This is a genomic window from Phycisphaerae bacterium (assembly GCA_035275405.1).
GTDB lineage: Bacteria > Planctomycetota > Phycisphaerae > UBA1845 > UTPLA1 > DATEMU01.
The window spans coordinates 26161-42535 of the sequence record DATEMU010000007.1; the positions used below are offsets into that span (position 1 = coordinate 26161).

10 protein-coding genes and 1 pseudogene are annotated in these 16375 nt (G+C 63.4%); 7 read left to right on the forward strand and 4 right to left on the reverse strand.

All coding sequences use genetic code 11. From position 1 onward, the window contains the following. Positions 1–19 precede the first annotated feature (19 nt). The 6 genes from VJZ71_09395 to VJZ71_09420 all read left to right on the forward strand — a co-directional run bounded on the left by VJZ71_09395 (position 20) and on the right by VJZ71_09420 (position 11323). Entirely contained in the window at positions 20–1084 is a 1065-nt protein-coding gene (locus tag VJZ71_09395) for a hypothetical protein (GenBank protein HKQ48269.1), read from the forward strand. After that, entirely contained in the window at positions 1081–2235 is a 1155-nt protein-coding gene (locus VJZ71_09400) for a ChaN family lipoprotein (GenBank protein ID HKQ48270.1), read from the forward strand. The genes VJZ71_09395 and VJZ71_09400 overlap by 4 nt, the downstream gene beginning before the upstream one ends. A 54-nt stretch (positions 2236–2289) precedes the next feature. Further along, positions 2290–4044, forward strand: coding sequence for an endonuclease (locus tag VJZ71_09405; protein ID HKQ48271.1), 1755 nt, complete (start codon positions 2290–2292; stop codon positions 4042–4044). Positions 4045–4381: 337 nt separating this feature from the next. After that, the gene (locus VJZ71_09410; protein HKQ48272.1) at positions 4382–7048 is read left to right on the forward strand and encodes an O-antigen ligase family protein; all 2667 of its coding nucleotides are present in this window, start codon (positions 4382–4384) and stop codon (positions 7046–7048) included. 702 nt (positions 7049–7750) lie between these two features. Continuing rightward, positions 7751–9439, forward strand: a complete 1689-nt coding sequence (locus tag VJZ71_09415; protein HKQ48273.1) for a TolC family protein — start codon at positions 7751–7753, stop codon at positions 9437–9439. 69 nt (positions 9440–9508) lie between these two features. Next, positions 9509–11323 carry a hypothetical protein gene (locus VJZ71_09420; protein ID HKQ48274.1) on the forward strand — a complete coding sequence of 605 codons (1815 nt, stop codon included), beginning with the start codon at positions 9509–9511 and terminating at the stop codon, positions 11321–11323. A 183-nt stretch (positions 11324–11506) separates the two neighbouring features. Here the strand turns inward: VJZ71_09420 and VJZ71_09425 are convergent. Next, positions 11507–12145: pseudogene (locus VJZ71_09425) on the reverse strand (DedA family protein). Between the two features lie 191 nt (positions 12146–12336). Here VJZ71_09425 and gspE point away from each other — a divergent pair. Continuing rightward, complete coding sequence (gspE, locus tag VJZ71_09430; GenBank protein HKQ48275.1) at positions 12337–14094, forward strand: type II secretion system ATPase GspE; 1758 nt, start codon at positions 12337–12339, stop codon at positions 14092–14094. Between the two features lie 208 nt (positions 14095–14302). On the opposite strand, the gene VJZ71_09435 is transcribed toward gspE, so the two are convergent. The 3 genes from VJZ71_09435 to mtnA all read right to left on the reverse strand — a co-directional run bounded on the left by VJZ71_09435 (position 14303) and on the right by mtnA (position 16362). Further along, entirely contained in the window at positions 14303–14638 is a 336-nt protein-coding gene (locus tag VJZ71_09435) for a hypothetical protein (GenBank protein ID HKQ48276.1), read from the reverse strand. A 60-nt stretch (positions 14639–14698) separates the two neighbouring features. Further along, positions 14699–15004, reverse strand: a complete 306-nt coding sequence (locus tag VJZ71_09440; protein ID HKQ48277.1) for a hypothetical protein — start codon at positions 15002–15004, stop codon at positions 14699–14701. A 257-nt stretch (positions 15005–15261) separates the two neighbouring features. Beyond that, on the reverse strand, positions 15262–16362 hold the full coding sequence (gene mtnA, locus VJZ71_09445; protein HKQ48278.1) for an S-methyl-5-thioribose-1-phosphate isomerase: 1101 nt from the start codon (positions 16360–16362) through the stop codon (positions 15262–15264). Between the last annotated feature and the right edge of the window lie 13 nt (positions 16363–16375).

A 16375-nucleotide genomic window follows, 5' to 3' on the forward strand; every position in this document is an offset into this window, starting at 1 on the left:
GGCCTTTTGTATGGTTGGGATGCTCGCTCCGTCGGTGCCGGCCCATGTCATTTCGATCGTCCACGGCACGGCATTAGTATTCCCTGACCGAATCGACGTTGAATTGACCGTCAACGCGGAGGACTTCGTGCATTATTACGGCGCCTCGGCCGCACAAGGGGATTCCCGGTCCGATGCGGCCATTGAGCGCGCTGCGGTCCGCCATGCCGATCACCTTTTCGAGCACTTTATCATTCGCGACGTCGACGGCGAACGCCTGTCCGGCAGGGTGGTCTCTTTTGACACAATTCCAGTCGAAGCGGCATCAACAGAGAACGGCTCGCGCCATTCGCGCATCGTTTACCTCCTCGAATACTCCTTGACTGCTCCGCCGCGCTATCTGTCGTTTCAACAAACGCTTGGCTCGGGCGATGCCGGGCTGCCCTCGCAGCTTTACCTCGATGTTCGCACCGAGGATAACGAAGAATCGACGGCGCTTCGGCTGACCAGCGGCGGCAACGTGGAAACGCTGAAACTCCATTGGCCGAACGGGGCTCGTTCCGGGGATCGATCGGAGATTGTGGGACCTCTGGAAGAGCTGAAGTCCATCGCGACGCGAGTTGAAATCGATGATGCTGGGACACGTGTACTGATCGACCTGCCGGTTCCCCTGTTAGAGACTTTCCTCCCCGTCCGACGCACTGGTCGCGACTTTCTTGAGTCCTCGGAGCACCTCGCCGCCCAACGTGCTATTGAGGAATTCCTCCACGGTCGCTTGCCGATGCAGATCAACGGCCGACACGTCGAACCGCACGCAACAAGTCTCAACTTTCTCGACCTGGAACCGGATGGCGCCGCGAATTCCGCCCGACGGCAACGGCGCAGCGCCTGGACCACCCGCGTCCGGGTGGTGCAATCGTATCCTACGTTGTCAATGCCGCAGGCCATCGAGCTTCAATGGACCCTTTTCAATCCCCTCGTCCTGGAGGTCCAGGCGGTCATCGCCTGCGGCCATCGCGAATCCATCCACCGTCTCAGCACCTACGATCCAATTCTGCGTTGGACATCCGCCGCGTCCGGTGTCGTTGCACGGAGTTTACGATGAGCCATTCGTATCGGTGCCGAAGCACCGCCGCCACAAAGCCGCGCCTCGCCGGTATCTTCGCCATTTTCCTATCGCTCGCGGGCTGCACGGCGGGCGATCGCGTCAATCTGCTCCACCGAACGGGCGGCAGCGCAGCGCTCTTCGAACAATTCCAGGCGTTCGACGGCCGCACCGGCGCCGCGATTTCCTTCCAAGACGTCGTTAGCCGCGCGGACCGCGCCGATGTCTTGCTTTTCGGCGAGGAACATTCGGATATCGTCTGCAATGCCCTCGAGGCGCAGCTGCTTTCGGCCCTCTCGCGGCAGCGCCGACCGATTACCCTGGCGATGGAGTTCTTCGAGACCGACACGCAGGCCGCCCTCGACGCATACTTATTCGGCCGTATCAGTGAGACCGAGTTCCGCGAGCAGACGCGGCAGAAGCGCGGTTACGCCACGACGCATCGCCCGCTGATCGAGTATTGCCGCGCCGCATCAATTCCCGTCATCGCCGCCAACACGCCGCGCCGCTTGATTCGCGCCCTTCGGGAATCGGGAAGGCCCTACGACGAATTCCGCGCCGATCTCGATCCGGCCGACCGCAGCTGGCTCCCGCGGACCAGCGACCTGCTCGACGGTCCCTACTATGATCGCTTTGTCAAAGCGATGGCCGATCATGCGATGCCCACGTCCGCTCCATCGTCGCAGCCGACCTCCGCGACGAGCGCACCGGCCGCGTCCCAGCCGACGACCCAACCCGACCGCGAAGAGCAACTCCTGCGAGCGTATCGAACTCAGTCGCTCTGGGATGACACGATGGCCGAGTGGATGGCGGCCCATCGCCGCAATTATCCGGAACGCCGCGTTCTGCTCGTCGTCGGCGCGTTTCACGTCGCCGGCGGGGGAGGCACGGCGATCAAGCTTCATCGACGGCGGCCGACCGACCAGGCGCTGACGATTGTTTATCGCGGCACGTCCAAAACGCCGCTGGCCTTCGATGAGGCCGATCGCGGGGCCGGCGATATCGTCATTTATGGCGTCAAGCCCGAGGATCCCCCAGAACCCGCCAAGCCGCCGACCACCTCCGCGCCGACGTCGGCCCCGGCGACCGCCCCCGCCCCGCATTCAACCGGCGAAAAAACATCCAGTAATGCCCCCGTCGATCGAGTATAATAGGTGGAACCCTGGAGACGATTTCCGCAGCCGCGAGGGGGCGACGAAGCATCCATGTTCAAACGGTCTGGTTATTCGCCCTTGCGGGGCCTTGTCTTCGTGTGCATAGCGGTCGCACCCGCCGTGGCCCAATACGATCCGCCGGCGGGGTACTATAACTCCGCGGTCGGTCTGACCGGCGCGCCGCTTAAGTCGGCCCTCAACGCGATCATCGACGGTCACACGACGATCACTTACGCCAATCGCGAGGCGCGGCTCGAAATCCTCGACCAGGATCCGGCGAATTCCGCGAACGTGATCGAGGTTTATTCCGGGTACTCTGTTCCCAAGACGGATTTCCTGCCGGGGGTGACGCCGGCGAATACCGAGCACCTCTGGCCCAACGCCTACGGCATCGATGACGTCAATCCCGCGTATGGTGACCTGTTCAATTTGCGCCCTTGCGATACTGAAGTGAACAGCGAACGCGCGAACAAGTATTACGACGATGGCGGGACGCTGCCCGCTCACCCCGAGGCGCCGCTTTGCCGAGACGATGCCGACTCGTGGGAGGCGCGCCCCGTTGAAAAGGGCGATCTGGCTCGCTCGATGTTTTACATGGATACGCGCTACGAAGGCGATCTCGCCACCGACGGCTTCGCGAACAACCTCACTTTGACGGACAACGTGGCGCTGATCACCGGAACCGCCACCAACATGGGCAAGCTCTCCACGCTGATCAACTGGCATTTTTCCGACGCCGTGGATGAGAGCGAGCGGCAGCGGAATCACATCATTTATCAAACCACCTATCTGGGCGTGACGTTTCAACAGAATCGCAATCCGTTCATCGACCATCCCGAATATGTATGGGCGATCTGGGGGCCGACGCCCAACGACTCGCGGCTCTACCTTGGCGCGACCGAACCGGGAGACGGCGCCTCGCTCGTTGCCGTCGATCTCGGCGAAGTCATCGTCAACGGTACGGTTCCCGGACCGCAAAACGTCACCCTCAATAAAGTGGGCACGAACCCCACGACGTACGACATCGCCCTCAGCGGCGACGGATCTTCGACAGCGGCGGGGACTCGACAATCCTTCTTGGGCGGCGTGCAAAACCGCGTCATCGCCGTCGGCCTGACGACGTCGACCGCAACTGCCGGCGTCAAGTCCGGCGAACTCACTGTCAACAATACCGACCTGACCTCTTCGGGCGCTGGTCGCGGGGATGCGGACGGCGACGATGTCGCCGACGTCTCGCTTCGCGTACTCGATCATGCCAACGGTTCTTTTGACGACGCAGTCGATCAAAACACGCTCACCCTCGACTTTGGCACGGTCGACGCCGGCACCGGTCTTCACAATCTGGGTTTCACCATCTACAGCCTGGAATCGACTCCGGGCTTCACCGCCGCGCTCGATTTGGATGCGATCGGGGGAACGGGCGACACCGCCGCGCTGACGACCGACGCCGCGCCGCTGAGCAATCTTCCGGCAGGTACAGGCCAGGCCTTTACCGCCTGGCTCGATTCCGCATCCGTCGGCAGTTTTTCGGCGACCTACACGATCAGCGGCTCGGACCAGGATCTCTCCGGCGCGCAGCCCACGTCGGATTTGGTTCTGACGCTTGTCGGTGAGGTCGTTTCGGCCTGCGCGGCCGCCGACACGAACTGCGCGGATGGCGTCACGCTCGATGACGTGGAACCCTTCGTCAATGTCCTGTTGGAGCTGGCCTCCCCCTGCTCGTCCTGCGCCGTTGACACCAATAACGACAACTTCCGCAACGCGGCCGACGTCCAGCTCTTCGTCGACGCCCTCCTGGGCATTTAGCCCGTCGGTCACTTGTAATCGGCAAGACCTTTCCGTTACGATTCTATAGTCCGGCACCGGCGTTCGTTCGGTTTCCGGGCATTGGCAAATCTCGTCACGTAACTTGCCGGCGTGAATCGGCCGGCAATGAAGAATCGACAGGGGCGCCGCAAAGATCGCCGCCAACCGGGCGATCGAACGGCGTCCGGCATGTGGTGGAGTCGGCGAGCGTAGGGCCGACTGGGAAGACAATTCGAATGATACCGATGGTTGGGCCGCGCGGGGATGCGCGGTCGCGGCCATGGTATCGGACCGCGCGCGTCTCGTACGAGGTGGCGCGGAGAGCCGACGGTGAACCATGTCCTGGCGAGCCCGGGCACTCACCGGCTGGACGGGCGTCGTCTTCATCCTCGCGACGCTGCTGCTGTCCAACCCCGGGGACGAACGGTCCGCTCCGCGCGCGTCCGAATCAACGAGCGCCCTCGATTTTCTGCTGATGCCGATCGCGCGGGCACAGCCCGCCGAATTGCGGCTCCTGGTTCTGCCGGTCGGCCTCGCCGGACTGCTTCTTATCGCGGCCTTGTTTCCCACAAGTGCGTCAGCGACGAACTCACCCTCCTGGCCCAAGAGAGTCCGCACCGCCTCTACACCCTTGCCAGCCGGGCCCACTGCGAGCGTCGCCGTGGTTTACTGGCTCGAACTCCTCTCCGCCGCCGCCATCGCCTTCGCGCTCGCCTCGACCTTCACCAATGGCTCCTGGCTGATCTCGCGTGGATGGCTCCTGCAGCTCGCCGCCGGCTGCGGCTGGGCGATTCTCATTGCGCGTCTGGCCGACCGACAAGGGGTCCGGCGAATTCTCGTCGCCGGTTCGCTGATCGCCGTCCTCGCGATGGGGCTCTCCTTCTGGCACCGACAAACGCACCACGTCGAATACTTCGCCTGGCCCATCGGGCCCGTCACCCTGTCGGCGGGCCTGGCCGCGATCTGGGCGGGCATGGCCCTGTCCTTCGCGATTGCCTCCGCCCCGCGAACCGCGCGCGCCGGGGTTACCTGGCCCAGCGTCGTCTGGATGGGCCTGGTCGGCGTCGGCGCACTCCTCATGCTGCTCATCGCCGCCCGGCGCGGCGCGTGGCTCGCGGTCATCGGTGCCGCGGGTCTTTCGGCAATCCTCGTGGCATGGCGGTCCTGGCCCACGAAACGCGCGCGAGCGCTCATTCTCCTGGCCGCTGCTGCCATCATCGCACTCGCCATCAGCTACGTCGTCGCACAAAGCCGCAGCGCCGATCCGCGCGCCAGTATCCCCCTCACCTATCGTTATCTCTATTGGAAGAACACCATCGCGAATCTCGGCGGGGCCTGGTTGCTCGGCCACGGCCCCGACTCATTCTTGTGCAAGATGTCCGCGATTATCGCCGGGCAGCGTGCCCGCATGCCCCGCGTCCTGCACGGCAGCATCGACCCCGAGGCCCACAACGAATGGCTGCAGGCGATCTTCGAACTCGGACTGCCCGGGGGTCTGGTCTATCTGGCCATTCCCCTGATCGCCATCTATCTGGCCGCTCGCCATTGGCTGCGCACGGGGCGATCCGAAAGCGGATCGCTTGCGACGGGATTTCCAGCCGTGCCGATGGCCCTCGCCGCCGGTCTCCTCACCGTTTTCGTGTCCGAATTCGGGAGCATCTGCCTGCGACGCGGAGGCATGAACGTCTGGTACTGGACGTTGATCGGCGCCGTGGCGGCATGGACGCGCGCGAGCGTCGATCGTCCGGTCCGGGCAGCCGCGCAGTCACGCATCGTGTCAAAGGTCGGACGCTTCGGTGCCGTGGCCGTGGCGCTGGCGCTGGCGCTCGGTGTCTCCAACGAAGCCCGCCGCCGGATCGCCCATGCCCGCGGCAATTTGCAAAGAAGTCAGGATGACGTGCTTGCCGCCCAAACACTCGGTGAGGCCGGATGGCGGCTGGGCGCGTGGCAGGCCCTGGCGGCGCGGGCTGACCTGGCCGACGCGCAACTTGCCGCCGCGCGATCGTCGCAATTCGACGCCGCGCAAGCCGCCCGGACCTGGAAAGAATTGCATCGAATTTGTCCCGCCTTTCCCGGGGCAACCATCCGACTGGCTCAGGCGCAGCAACTCGCGGGCGACACCTCCGCAGCCTGCGAAACGCTGAAGCAGTACCTTTCCACGATTAATGCCTACGACATGCCCGCCAATACGCTGTACGTCGGCGCATGCCGCGTGTCGCCCGACGAGATCCTCGAACACGTTCGCCGCGCGCTCCGAGATGGCGAGTGGACCACCGCGCTGGAGCCGGCGCTGGCCGCGGCGTTCGCGGCACCGGATATCGCCGCAGCCTGGCCCGGCGAAGTCCTTGCCGCCTTGCAGTCGGTCAGTGCCGCATCCAGCAAACATTGGGCGGATTCACTCGTCCCCGAAACCCTGCGGCTGGAAGCGGCTCGCTTCGCTGCCGTCGGCGACTTCCCCTCGGCCGCGCGCCTCCAAGCCGTTGCCGTTCGCGCCTACGCGCAGCTCGAAAAAGAAAACTCTCCTTATCGCCGAATCGCCTTCGCAGAGGCCGATGCTTCTTTTCGTCACGCAAATTACCGGTTCCTTGCGGAGCCCTTGAGTACCGCCCCCGCTCTGGAGAGTCTCCGCGAAGCGGAGCGACTCGCCCTCGGCGGACTACCCCAGCGCGCCGTCGACGGGGCCGATCCGCAGGCCGAATGGGTCGGCGGCCGGGTGGTCCCCGCCGAATTTCCGTCGCGACTCCGGCCTCTTTGGAGATTCGGAGCGATGCTTCACCTCGCCGCCGACAGCGACCCGAGGCTGGTGCAAGTGCGCGCGGAATGGAGTCTGCCCGATGGTCAACGATCGCCGCCGCAGTGCCTCGCGCTGATTTGCTCAATCGCCGCCGAGTTGGTCGAGATCTTCAGCCCGTTCGAATCCGCCCGCCGACCGCCCAGCTTCTCGAATCTCGTCGCCCTGGCCAACTACCCTCGCCCGGCGCCCGTTGAACGGTCGAGCCCTTAGGTCCAATCCGGCAGCCGCACTCAGCGCTTCGGGCCGGTTCGCCTGCGGGGGCTCTTGGCCTTTCGTTTGCCTGGGGAAGCCCGGCCAAACAATGGTGGAACGCTGAGGGCGTCCCGAAGCGTCTCGTCCACCGCCTTGGGTGAGGGCTTGATCGATATTGCGCGTTTTCTTGACCCCCTTGTTCGTGCCGCCTTTTTCCTGGCCATGGTCAGTCAACCTCCAAAAGGGCAACCAATTCAATCATATACCTTCCTGGCCCGCGGATAGCTCTTTGATTGCCGTGGTTTCCATCAAACAACGCAGTCCTCTGCTCCATGCGCAGCTTCTGCGCTGGACCGCTCCTGATCCGCTTCGTGAACCGTCGCCGCCCGCCCCGTTCACTGCGCTGATAGTCGGGTTACAGGACGATCCCCCGGTTTGCCGTTGAATCAATATTGGAAACTGCGTTGACAGCGGCCCGGGACCTCTTTAGAAGCAAACGGCTTCACCCCGATCCGGCGGAGGCGGGCACGATCGGCACAGTAACATTGCCGTCCGACGCACTCAATCAAGGGAATACCGACGAATCCGTTAATGCACCAGATAATCCATAACATTATTAAAAACATATACTTGCTGTCGCTGGTGGCCGTGCTGTTGCCCGGCTGCCAGTCGCCCGAGCCCGACGTTTCTTCGACGACTCCCGAACGCTTCGAAGGCCGAATGTCGGCCGACCAAGTCGAGCCCGCCCCCGAACTCACCCAAATGGGCGGTCCCACGCCGGTCGAGTTGACCGGCAAAGTTCCCGCCACGCAACCCGCCGTCGACACCACGATCTGGCTGCAATTGCCCGATCCGATCCACGCCGAGGAGGTTTTCAAGAAGCGGCTGGAAATCACCCGCCTCAGCGACAGCATCAAGCGCGAATACGAGCGGATCTATCGGGATGCCCTCGCCTATATCAAGCAGATCGAGCGACCGAAGGTCTTCACGATCTCACTGGGCGACGCCCTGCGGCGGATGCTCGCGCACAACTATGCCATCAAGATCGAGGGCTACGCCCCGGCGATCAGCACCGCCCAGATCGTCCAGGCCGAGGCCGCCTTTGACATGGCCTTTTTCGCCAACGCCAGTCGCAACAACACCGATCAGCCGCAACCCTTCCTGATTCGCACCCCGCTGCAGCAACGCGGCTTCGAGAACGACACGACCATCGTCAACGGCGGTATTCGCAAGCTATTGGCCACCGGTGCGACGGCGACGCTCACCCAGCAGATGACCCGGCTCGACAATCCCTCTTCGAAGTACACCAACTTCTATCCGACCTGGTCGCAGAACTTTATCGCCGAGCTTCGGCAGCCCGTCCTCCGTAACTTCGGCATCGACTTCAACCGAGCCCAGATCAACATCCGCAAGAACGAGCGTGAGGCCAACCGCGAGGCCTTTCGCGCCCGCGTCATCGAGACCCTCAACAACACGGAACGGGCCTACTGGGAACTCGTGGGCGCGCGCCGCGACGTGACCATCTCGGCCGAACTGCTCGCCGAAGCCATCCTGACGCTCTCGCAGGTGCAGGCTCGTATCGACTTCGACGCCTACCAGACCCTGCTTTACCGCAGCCAAGCCGCCGTGAAGGCCCGCGAGTTTGAATACATCGATGTGAAGAACCGCGTCCGCAACGCCGAGGACCAGCTCCTCAATCTCCTCAACGATCCCGACCTGCCGCTCTCCGCGGACTACGAGATCATCCCCATCGACAACCCGACCACGGTCAGCATTCTCCGCGATCGCTTCCAGGCCGTGCAGACCGCCCTGGAGCACCGGCCCGAAATCCTTCGCGCCCGTTACATCGTCGACACGACGCGCATCCAGCTCGGCGTCGCCAAGAACCAGGCCCTGCCCCGACTCGACGCGGTCTATCGCATGACCCTCAATGGCGTCGGCGGCAACGCCGACCAGGGCTTTGATGAAATGACCACGGGCAACTTCGTCGATCAGTTCGTCGGGGTCGAGTTCGCCTGGAACTTCGGCGAGCGCGCCGAACGGGCCGGCATCCGCATCGCCAAGTTGCAGCAATCCCAGGCCGTCGTGGCCTACAAAAAGGCGCTCGACGACATCATCACCGACTGCCGCGTTGCCTTGCGCAACCTGGAGACCAACCTCGAGCAGATCCCCCCCAGCCACGAAGCCGTCACGTCCAATAGCGAAAACCTCCGCTCGCTTCAGGAGCGCCAGGAGCGAAAGAGTCCCGCCGAACTGGACGTCATCCTCAACGCCCAGCTCAACCTCGCCGTCTCGCGCCGCGCCCTGCTTCAGGCCGTCGTCGCCTACAACCAGGGCATCGTTGACGTGGAACGGGCCAAGGGTACGCTCCTCGAATACGACAACGTGATTCTCGCTGAAGAACCGTAATCTTTGCCGAGACTTCGTCCCTCGTTGTCCGTCGTCTAATGGCCGGCGACCGAGGATCGACAGCGCATCATGCCACTCGCCACCAGCGACCTTGTCGCCCTTGCACTGTTTGTCCTCGGCATTCTCTTTCAATTCTCTCACCGCCGCATGCCGCCCGGCCTGGGCGCGTCGCTCTTCGTCGGCGCCGTCAGCGTCGGCGTGACCCTCGTCGCCTACGGCCATCGCGGCACGACGCCGTGGAACCTGCCGACCGCCGGCCACCTCTGTGCGACACTGTCCCTGATCTGGGCTGGGTTGGGCTGGATGGCCGCGAAGCGGTCCACACCCGAACCTTCGCCGACCTCTTCCGCCACCTTCTTTGCCTGGGCTCTCGTCGCCGGCATCGTCGCCGCCATCCTGACGCTCAACCATCTGACCGCTCTGACCTGGACCAGAGTGCTCGACGTCCCGCGCGCCGCCGCGCGCGTCGCGGACACCGGGGTATTGTGGGATATTGCCGCCTTGCTCGGCGCCGTCCTCCTCTGGGCGGCTGCGGGACCGCGCCCGCAGCAGCCGGTCCTTTTGCTGGTGCTTTGCGCCTTTGCCGTCTGGTGGAGCAGCCTGCGCATCCACCCTTTCCTCGGCGCATCGTCCCCAGTCCAGAACGTGGCCCCCGGGTTTGGACCGGTATGGTGGAACTGGATTTTCCAGATGCAGCTCGGGCTGACGACCGTACTGATCGTCGCCGCCGTCTTGCAGGACCTTCGCTTCCGCTCTCGCCGCAACCGCGCCTGGCCCGACCGGCTCGACGATCTCCTGGAACCGTACTCGCTCTGGCCGCTCTTTATTCAGATCGAAGCGTTTCTTGCCGCGGTGATCCTCGTCCTGGGGGTGTACCAGATCGTGCAATTCGCCCCTCCCGTCTGGCCGCACGCCCTGGCCGCCGCGATCGTCTCCGCCGCGGCGGGCACGACCTGTGTCTTCATGACCTACCGTCGCTGGAGCGCCAACACCGCCGGTCTCGGCATGTCCCTGCTCAGCCTCGCCGCCGTGCTCCTGTTCTGCGTCCCGGCCGCCCTGTTTACCGCGCCGCGCGAATCGACCGAGTATGCGGCGAGGATCCCCGCGCTCTTTAACGCGATACTTTTCGCCCTCGCCCTCATGATCGCCTGGTGGCGATGGCTGGCCAAAGTCTGGAATCAGCAGCTTCTCGACAACGTCCCATGGACCACCGCCGGGCGCATGATCCCCTATAGCCGCCGCACCGCGTTCATTCTCAGCGCGCTCGCCATGTTACTGGCCTTTGAAATGGCGCTGTGGCCCCTTCTCGTCGCCGCGAGCGAGTCCGATGATTCCATCGGCCGGATCGTCGCGGGCCTCGTCGCCATCGGACTGCTCACGGCCATGACGCTGCGCTATGCCGCCCGCGAAGCGTCCGGTTCCAGCGCCGCCCTTTCCGTCGCTCTTCTGGCCGCGGGGATCATCTTTCTTTTTGTCCGCATGCCCGCGCCAGTTTTACGCGGCTGGATCCTGCAGCACCTGGCGGTCGTGCTGGCGGCCCTCGCCGTCCCCGCGCTCCTCGTATCTGAATCGCTCGGCAGGCATCGCTGGCGAAGTTTTGCGGCGCCGCTCTGGTGGCTCGCCCTGCTCGTACTTCCCGCGGCCGCAATTTCGGAATTGCTCTCCCGCGAGGCCCCGCCGGCCGAATGGGTCCAACCGACTGCCCTCGCGCTGCTCGGCGCCCTCTATTGTCTCGCCGGCCGCCGCGAACACCGTCGCGCGTTTCTTGTTCTGGGAGCGGTGCTGCTCATCGCGTCGTTGACAAGCGTGTACCGCGGGTCGGGGCGCATGGCCTGGCATCTTCAGGGATATTCTCTTGCGGGAACGGCGACCGGTGACAGTTGATGGAAGCCTCTTAAGAGGTTCGCTGCCAAAAATTCAAACGCCGCTTTTCGAACGATATTTAGCAAGCGGATTAACTTTCCAGTGGTACTAATCCGTGGGGGGAGATACGGCGGCGGCCTGGCGGCGATTGTCCGCAGCAAGATCGTCGTCAACGACTGCGGGAAACCCGCCACTGGGTGCGCGGCGCTTTTCGAGACGGTGTTTGAGGTACTCGACCAGCATCGGCAGGATGGAAATGAAGATGATCGCGAGGATGACCAGCTCGAAATTCTTCTTGACGAACTCCAGGCCGCCGAAAAAGTAGCCGGCGGAGACGCAGCTTGCGACCCAGGCCACGCCGCCGATCACGTTGTAGGCGAAGAAGCGGCGGTAGGTCATCGTGCCAATACCGGCGACAAAGGGGGCGAAGGTCCGCACGATGGGCACGAAGCGGGCGATGATGATCGTCTTGCCGCCGTACTTTTCGTAGAAGGCGTGGGTCTTGTCGAGGTACTCCTTCTTCAGGAACCGCGAGTTGCCGTTCTTGAGGATCTTGGGCCCAAGGTACTTCCCGATCGTATAGTTGACAGCGTCGCCGAGAATTGCCGAGGTCGTCAAAAGGACAAACAGGAGGATGGCGTCGAGCGAGCCTCTTCCCGCCAGGGCCCCAGCGGCGAAGAGCAAAGAATCGCCCGGAAGAAACGGCGTTACGACCAGTCCGGTTTCCGCGAAAATCACCAGAAACAGGATGGCATAGGTCCAGCCGCCGTAGGTCGTGCACAGATCGTGCAGGTGCTGGTCGATGTGGAGGAAGATGTCCAGGAGCTGGTTGAGATATTCCATGCTGAACGGCCTTGGATCCCCAAAAGGGCAGTAAGCTCATACGCCCGAGGCAGCGGTAATATCTTATCGCTTCGGCCCTTATCCCGATAGAGTTGCGGGGAATTCGCACGATAATAGGGGCTGTCACCCCAAAGTCCGCCTTCGTTTCGGTCAGGACATGCAACCCATTACCCCGCTCTTGGTAAGATTCCATGCACCACGGTCGGGGTCTGTCCGTAGCCAGGGTGGGCGGAGGGCGGGCCGGCGAAAAGTGGCTTTTCGATGAAGGGCGCATTGACGTGAATCTCGGCGACATCCTGCTCGAAAAAAAAATCCTCACGCCCGAGCAGCTCAAGGCGGCCAACGAGCAGTGCGGTCCGACCGACCGGCTGGATCGCGTGCTCGTGCGGATGGGTTATTGCAGCGAGACGAACGTTCTCGCCGCGCTGGGGTCGCTATATCACTTCGACGTCGTGGACCTGGTCGGCCCGGACGTGCCGGTCAACGTGGACCTGCTCCGCAAGATGCCGTCCAAGCTGGTGCATCGAGCCAAGCTGATCCCGTTGGACCGCGTGAACGGCTCGCTGCGGGTGGCCACGCCCGACCCGTTTCAGATTTACGCCTTCGACGAGTTGCGGATGCTCTGCGGGCTGGAGGTCAAACCCGTTCTCGCCAAGGAAAGCGAGATCAACGAGATCATCAAGAAGTACTTCGGCGTCGGCGGCGACACGGTCAGCCAGCTCATCGACGAGGACGGCTTGGAAGTTGTCAGCGATGTCGGTGAGTCTTCGGGCGACCTGGCGGAGATGGCCCAGGACGCCAGCGTCATCAAGCTGGTGAACGAAATTCTGCTGGAGGCGATCAACGAGCGGGCGAGCGACGTGCACATTGAGCCGTTCGAGAACGACCTCAAAATTCGCTATCGCGTGGACGGCGTTCTGCGGAATACGAACGTCCCGCCGCAGATTCGGCAGCTTCAGGCCGCGATCATCAGCCGCATCAAGATTCTCTCCAACCTCAACATCGCCGAGCGCCGCCTGCCGCAGGACGGAAGCTTCAAGATTCGGGCGCAGGGCCGCGAGATCGACCTTCGCGTGAGCATCATCCCCATGGTGTTCGGCGAGGGCGTCGTCATGCGTATCCTCGACAAGCAGTCCATCCTGCTGTCGCTGACCGACCTCGGTTTTGACGACGACATGCTCGAGATTTTCAAGGGCATCATCAGCCAGCCCCACGGCATCATGCTCGTGACCGGCCCGACCGGCTCTGGTAAGACGACGACGCTTTACGCCGCGCTCAACGGCATCGTGTCGGAAGAGATTAAATGCCTGACGGTCGAGGACCCGGTCGAATACCATCTGGACGGCATCAACCAGGTGGGCGTGAATATCAAGGCGGGATTGACCTTCGCCCGAGGGATGCGCTCCTTCCTGCGGCACGACCCCGACGTCATCATGGTCGGCGAAATTCGCGACTTGGAGACGGCGGAGACGGCGGTACAGGCGTCACTCACGGGTCACCTGGTGCTTTCCACACTGCACACCAACGATGCGCCGAGCGCGATCACGCGCATGCTGGACATGGGCGTCGAGCCCTTTCTCGTGGCCAGCAGCGTCGAGGCCGTGTTGGCCCAGCGGCTCGTCCGAGTCATCTGCCCCGACTGCAAGGAGGCCTACAAGCCGGAAAAGATCGAGATGCCACCGGACTTCAACTACCAGGGCGAGCCGGTCTATCGCGGACGCGGTTGCCGGGAGTGCCGTAATACGGGCTATCGGGGCCGCAAGGGCATCTTCGAGCTGATGGTCGTGAACGATGACGTTCGCGAATTGGTATTACAGCGGGCCAGCTCCGGGAAGATCACGGTCGAGGCGAAGAAGGGCGGCATGATCCAACTCCGCGAGGACGGCTGGAACAAGGTCCGCAAGGGGATCACGACGCTGAAAGAGGTCGTGCAGGCGACGAAGGGCTGACGCCGAAATCACAGGGGGCCATATTCCCAGGACGGAACCGCTTGAGCGGAAAGCGTAGCGGCGCGACGATTCAGGGCCTGAAACTCGCCTCGTCGAGTCGTTGCCGGGTGCGCGGAGTCGGCCATGGCTGATGACGCAGCGCGAAAGAAATCGTGATCAAAGGCGTCGAACCGCGACTGGTGACCTTGCGGCCATCACCGCGCGGTAATCAACCGCCCCCGCCGCCGGCACCGCCGGAATCGTCCGTCGGCTGATCGGGTGCATCGCCGCCGGGGAAGTTGGGCGGGGTGAATTCGTCCGGGAAGAGATCGCCGTCCCCGCAGCCCAGCGGGATCGTGCAGGATGGATCGGCCGCATAGTCGGGCACTTCCAAATACGGGAAAAGGAGATTGAGCTGATCGCCCGGCGTGCAGAACGTCAGGATCGTGCCGCAGACATTAATGCTGGCGATCGTGTTGAAACATCCGTTGTCAAAGACCGTGCTGCCGCTCAACAAGACGGTGAGCCCCAGCGTGATCTTCCGAATCGACTTGTAATTTTTCATGGCGTTTCCCACTTGGTTCGGACTATCGATCATTCCCGCGATGCTCTTTCGGCGACCGGGTCAACCGCCGCCGTCGCCTCCGCCGGTCTGCACCACCACGCTAACCGGACAGAAGAAGATCAGGTCATCGGCCTGATTGAAGATTTCGCCCTGCTGGGCTCCATTCTCATCGATGATAACGAAGTTCGGCGTCCCGCACGGCGCAAAGACACCCAGGAACAGCTCGTTCTCATCGAGGAGACTCGAAAACGGGAACGAAGCGACGGCCGTGTTCGCGCCGATGGTGAAACAACCGCCGAGCTGCGTCAGATACGTTCCCACGGTCAGATACGTTGCCAAGCCTAGGATTTTGACACGCCGGTTCATGGTAGGTTCTCGCTCTTTCACTTCCCCTGGGTTGGTTCGTTTGGCGGGGCACAACCGTGGCCGGTCGCGGAGGACACTCCCTGACCACTCGTCTTATCGTACCCCCACGCGGCCCGCGTTTCAAGGCCACCGCCTCGTCGAGTTGGCAACGCTTCGTCCGGAAATTGGAGCCGGTTGGGACGACCGCCGACTCGGGAGATCTCTCGCGATTCGGGGCGATCCGAAACTACCCGTGGAAGGCCCATAAATAGCCGGTTTTACCTGGGATTATCGCGCTTTGCCGGTCCGCCGATCACTTGTTGAATCCTGTCGGTCGTGACCGGGGAGATGAGGCCTCGCTCCGTGATGATCCCGGCGATCAGCCGGGCGGGTGTGACGTCGAACGCCGGGCTGTAGACCGGTACGTCCGCAGGGGCGATCGGCCGGTCGGCGATGGTGCGGACCTCGGCGGGGTCGCGATGCTCGATGGGGATTTTCGAGCCGTCGGAGATGGACAGATCGAAGGTCGAACTTGGCGCGGCGACGTAGAACGGGATACCGTGCGCGTTCGCCAGTACGGCGACGCCGTAGGTGCCGATCTTGTTGGCGGTGTCGCCGTTGGCGGCGATGCGATCCGCGCCGGTCACCACAAGGTTCGCTTTTTTCTCGGCCATGACGACGGCGGCCATGTTGTCGCAGATGAGCGTCGTGTCGATACCCGCGCGCTGCAGCTCCCAGGCGGTCAGTCGCGAGCCTTGCAGAAGCGGTCGAGTCTCGTCGACGTAGGCCTTGAAGCGCCGGCCCTTTTCTTGCGCCGCGTACATGACGGCCAGGGCCGTGCCGTACTCGCTGGTGGCCAGCGCGCCGGCGTTGCAATGCGTGAGCACGCCGCCACCCTCGGGGATGAGGTGCTGACCAGCCGCGCCGATCGCCCGGCACATTGCCGCGTCCTCGTCGCGGATGGCGTGAGCCTCGGCGAGCAACACCGCCCGCGCATCGCGCCACGGTTTATCCACGAGCGTCGTCGCTTTGCGGCGCATCCGGTCCAATGCCCAGAAGAGGTTGACCGCCGTCGGGCGACTGGTGGCCAGGTGGTCGCAGACTTTGGTGAACGCAACCAGCCACGCCGAATCGCTTGGCGCCGCCTCACCGCAGCCGACGACGACGCCGTACGCCGCCGCCACGCCGATCGCCGGCGCCCCGCGGACTTGAAGCCGCTTGATCGCCTGCCAGACCTGCTCCAATTTCGTGCACTGAATCGTGACAACCTGGTTGGGCAGGAGTGTCTGGTCGATCATTTCCAGCGCGCCATGAGGCGGGATGGAGTCATTCCACCAGAGCGGGCGGAGGTTGTCGGCTTTTGGTGTTGTTGGGGACATCTTGGAATGAAGA

Coding starts and splice junctions, on each gene's coding strand:
- mtnA (HKQ48278.1), bottom strand. CDS start 16,362: ATGTCCCCAACAACACCAAAAGCCGACAACCTCCGCCCGCTCTGGTGG.
- VJZ71_09435 (HKQ48276.1), bottom strand. CDS start 14,638: ATGAAAAATTACAAGTCGATTCGGAAGATCACGCTGGGGCTCACCGTC.
- VJZ71_09420 (HKQ48274.1), top strand. CDS start 9,509: ATGCCACTCGCCACCAGCGACCTTGTCGCCCTTGCACTGTTTGTCCTC.
- VJZ71_09415 (HKQ48273.1), top strand. CDS start 7,751: ATGTCGGCCGACCAAGTCGAGCCCGCCCCCGAACTCACCCAAATGGGC.
- gspE (HKQ48275.1), top strand. CDS start 12,337: ATGCACCACGGTCGGGGTCTGTCCGTAGCCAGGGTGGGCGGAGGGCGG.
- VJZ71_09405 (HKQ48271.1), top strand. CDS start 2,290: ATGTTCAAACGGTCTGGTTATTCGCCCTTGCGGGGCCTTGTCTTCGTG.
- VJZ71_09440 (HKQ48277.1), bottom strand. CDS start 15,004: ATGAACCGGCGTGTCAAAATCCTAGGCTTGGCAACGTATCTGACCGTG.
- VJZ71_09400 (HKQ48270.1), top strand. CDS start 1,081: ATGAGCCATTCGTATCGGTGCCGAAGCACCGCCGCCACAAAGCCGCGC.
- VJZ71_09395 (HKQ48269.1), top strand. CDS start 20: ATGCTCGCTCCGTCGGTGCCGGCCCATGTCATTTCGATCGTCCACGGC.
- VJZ71_09410 (HKQ48272.1), top strand. CDS start 4,382: ATGTCCTGGCGAGCCCGGGCACTCACCGGCTGGACGGGCGTCGTCTTC.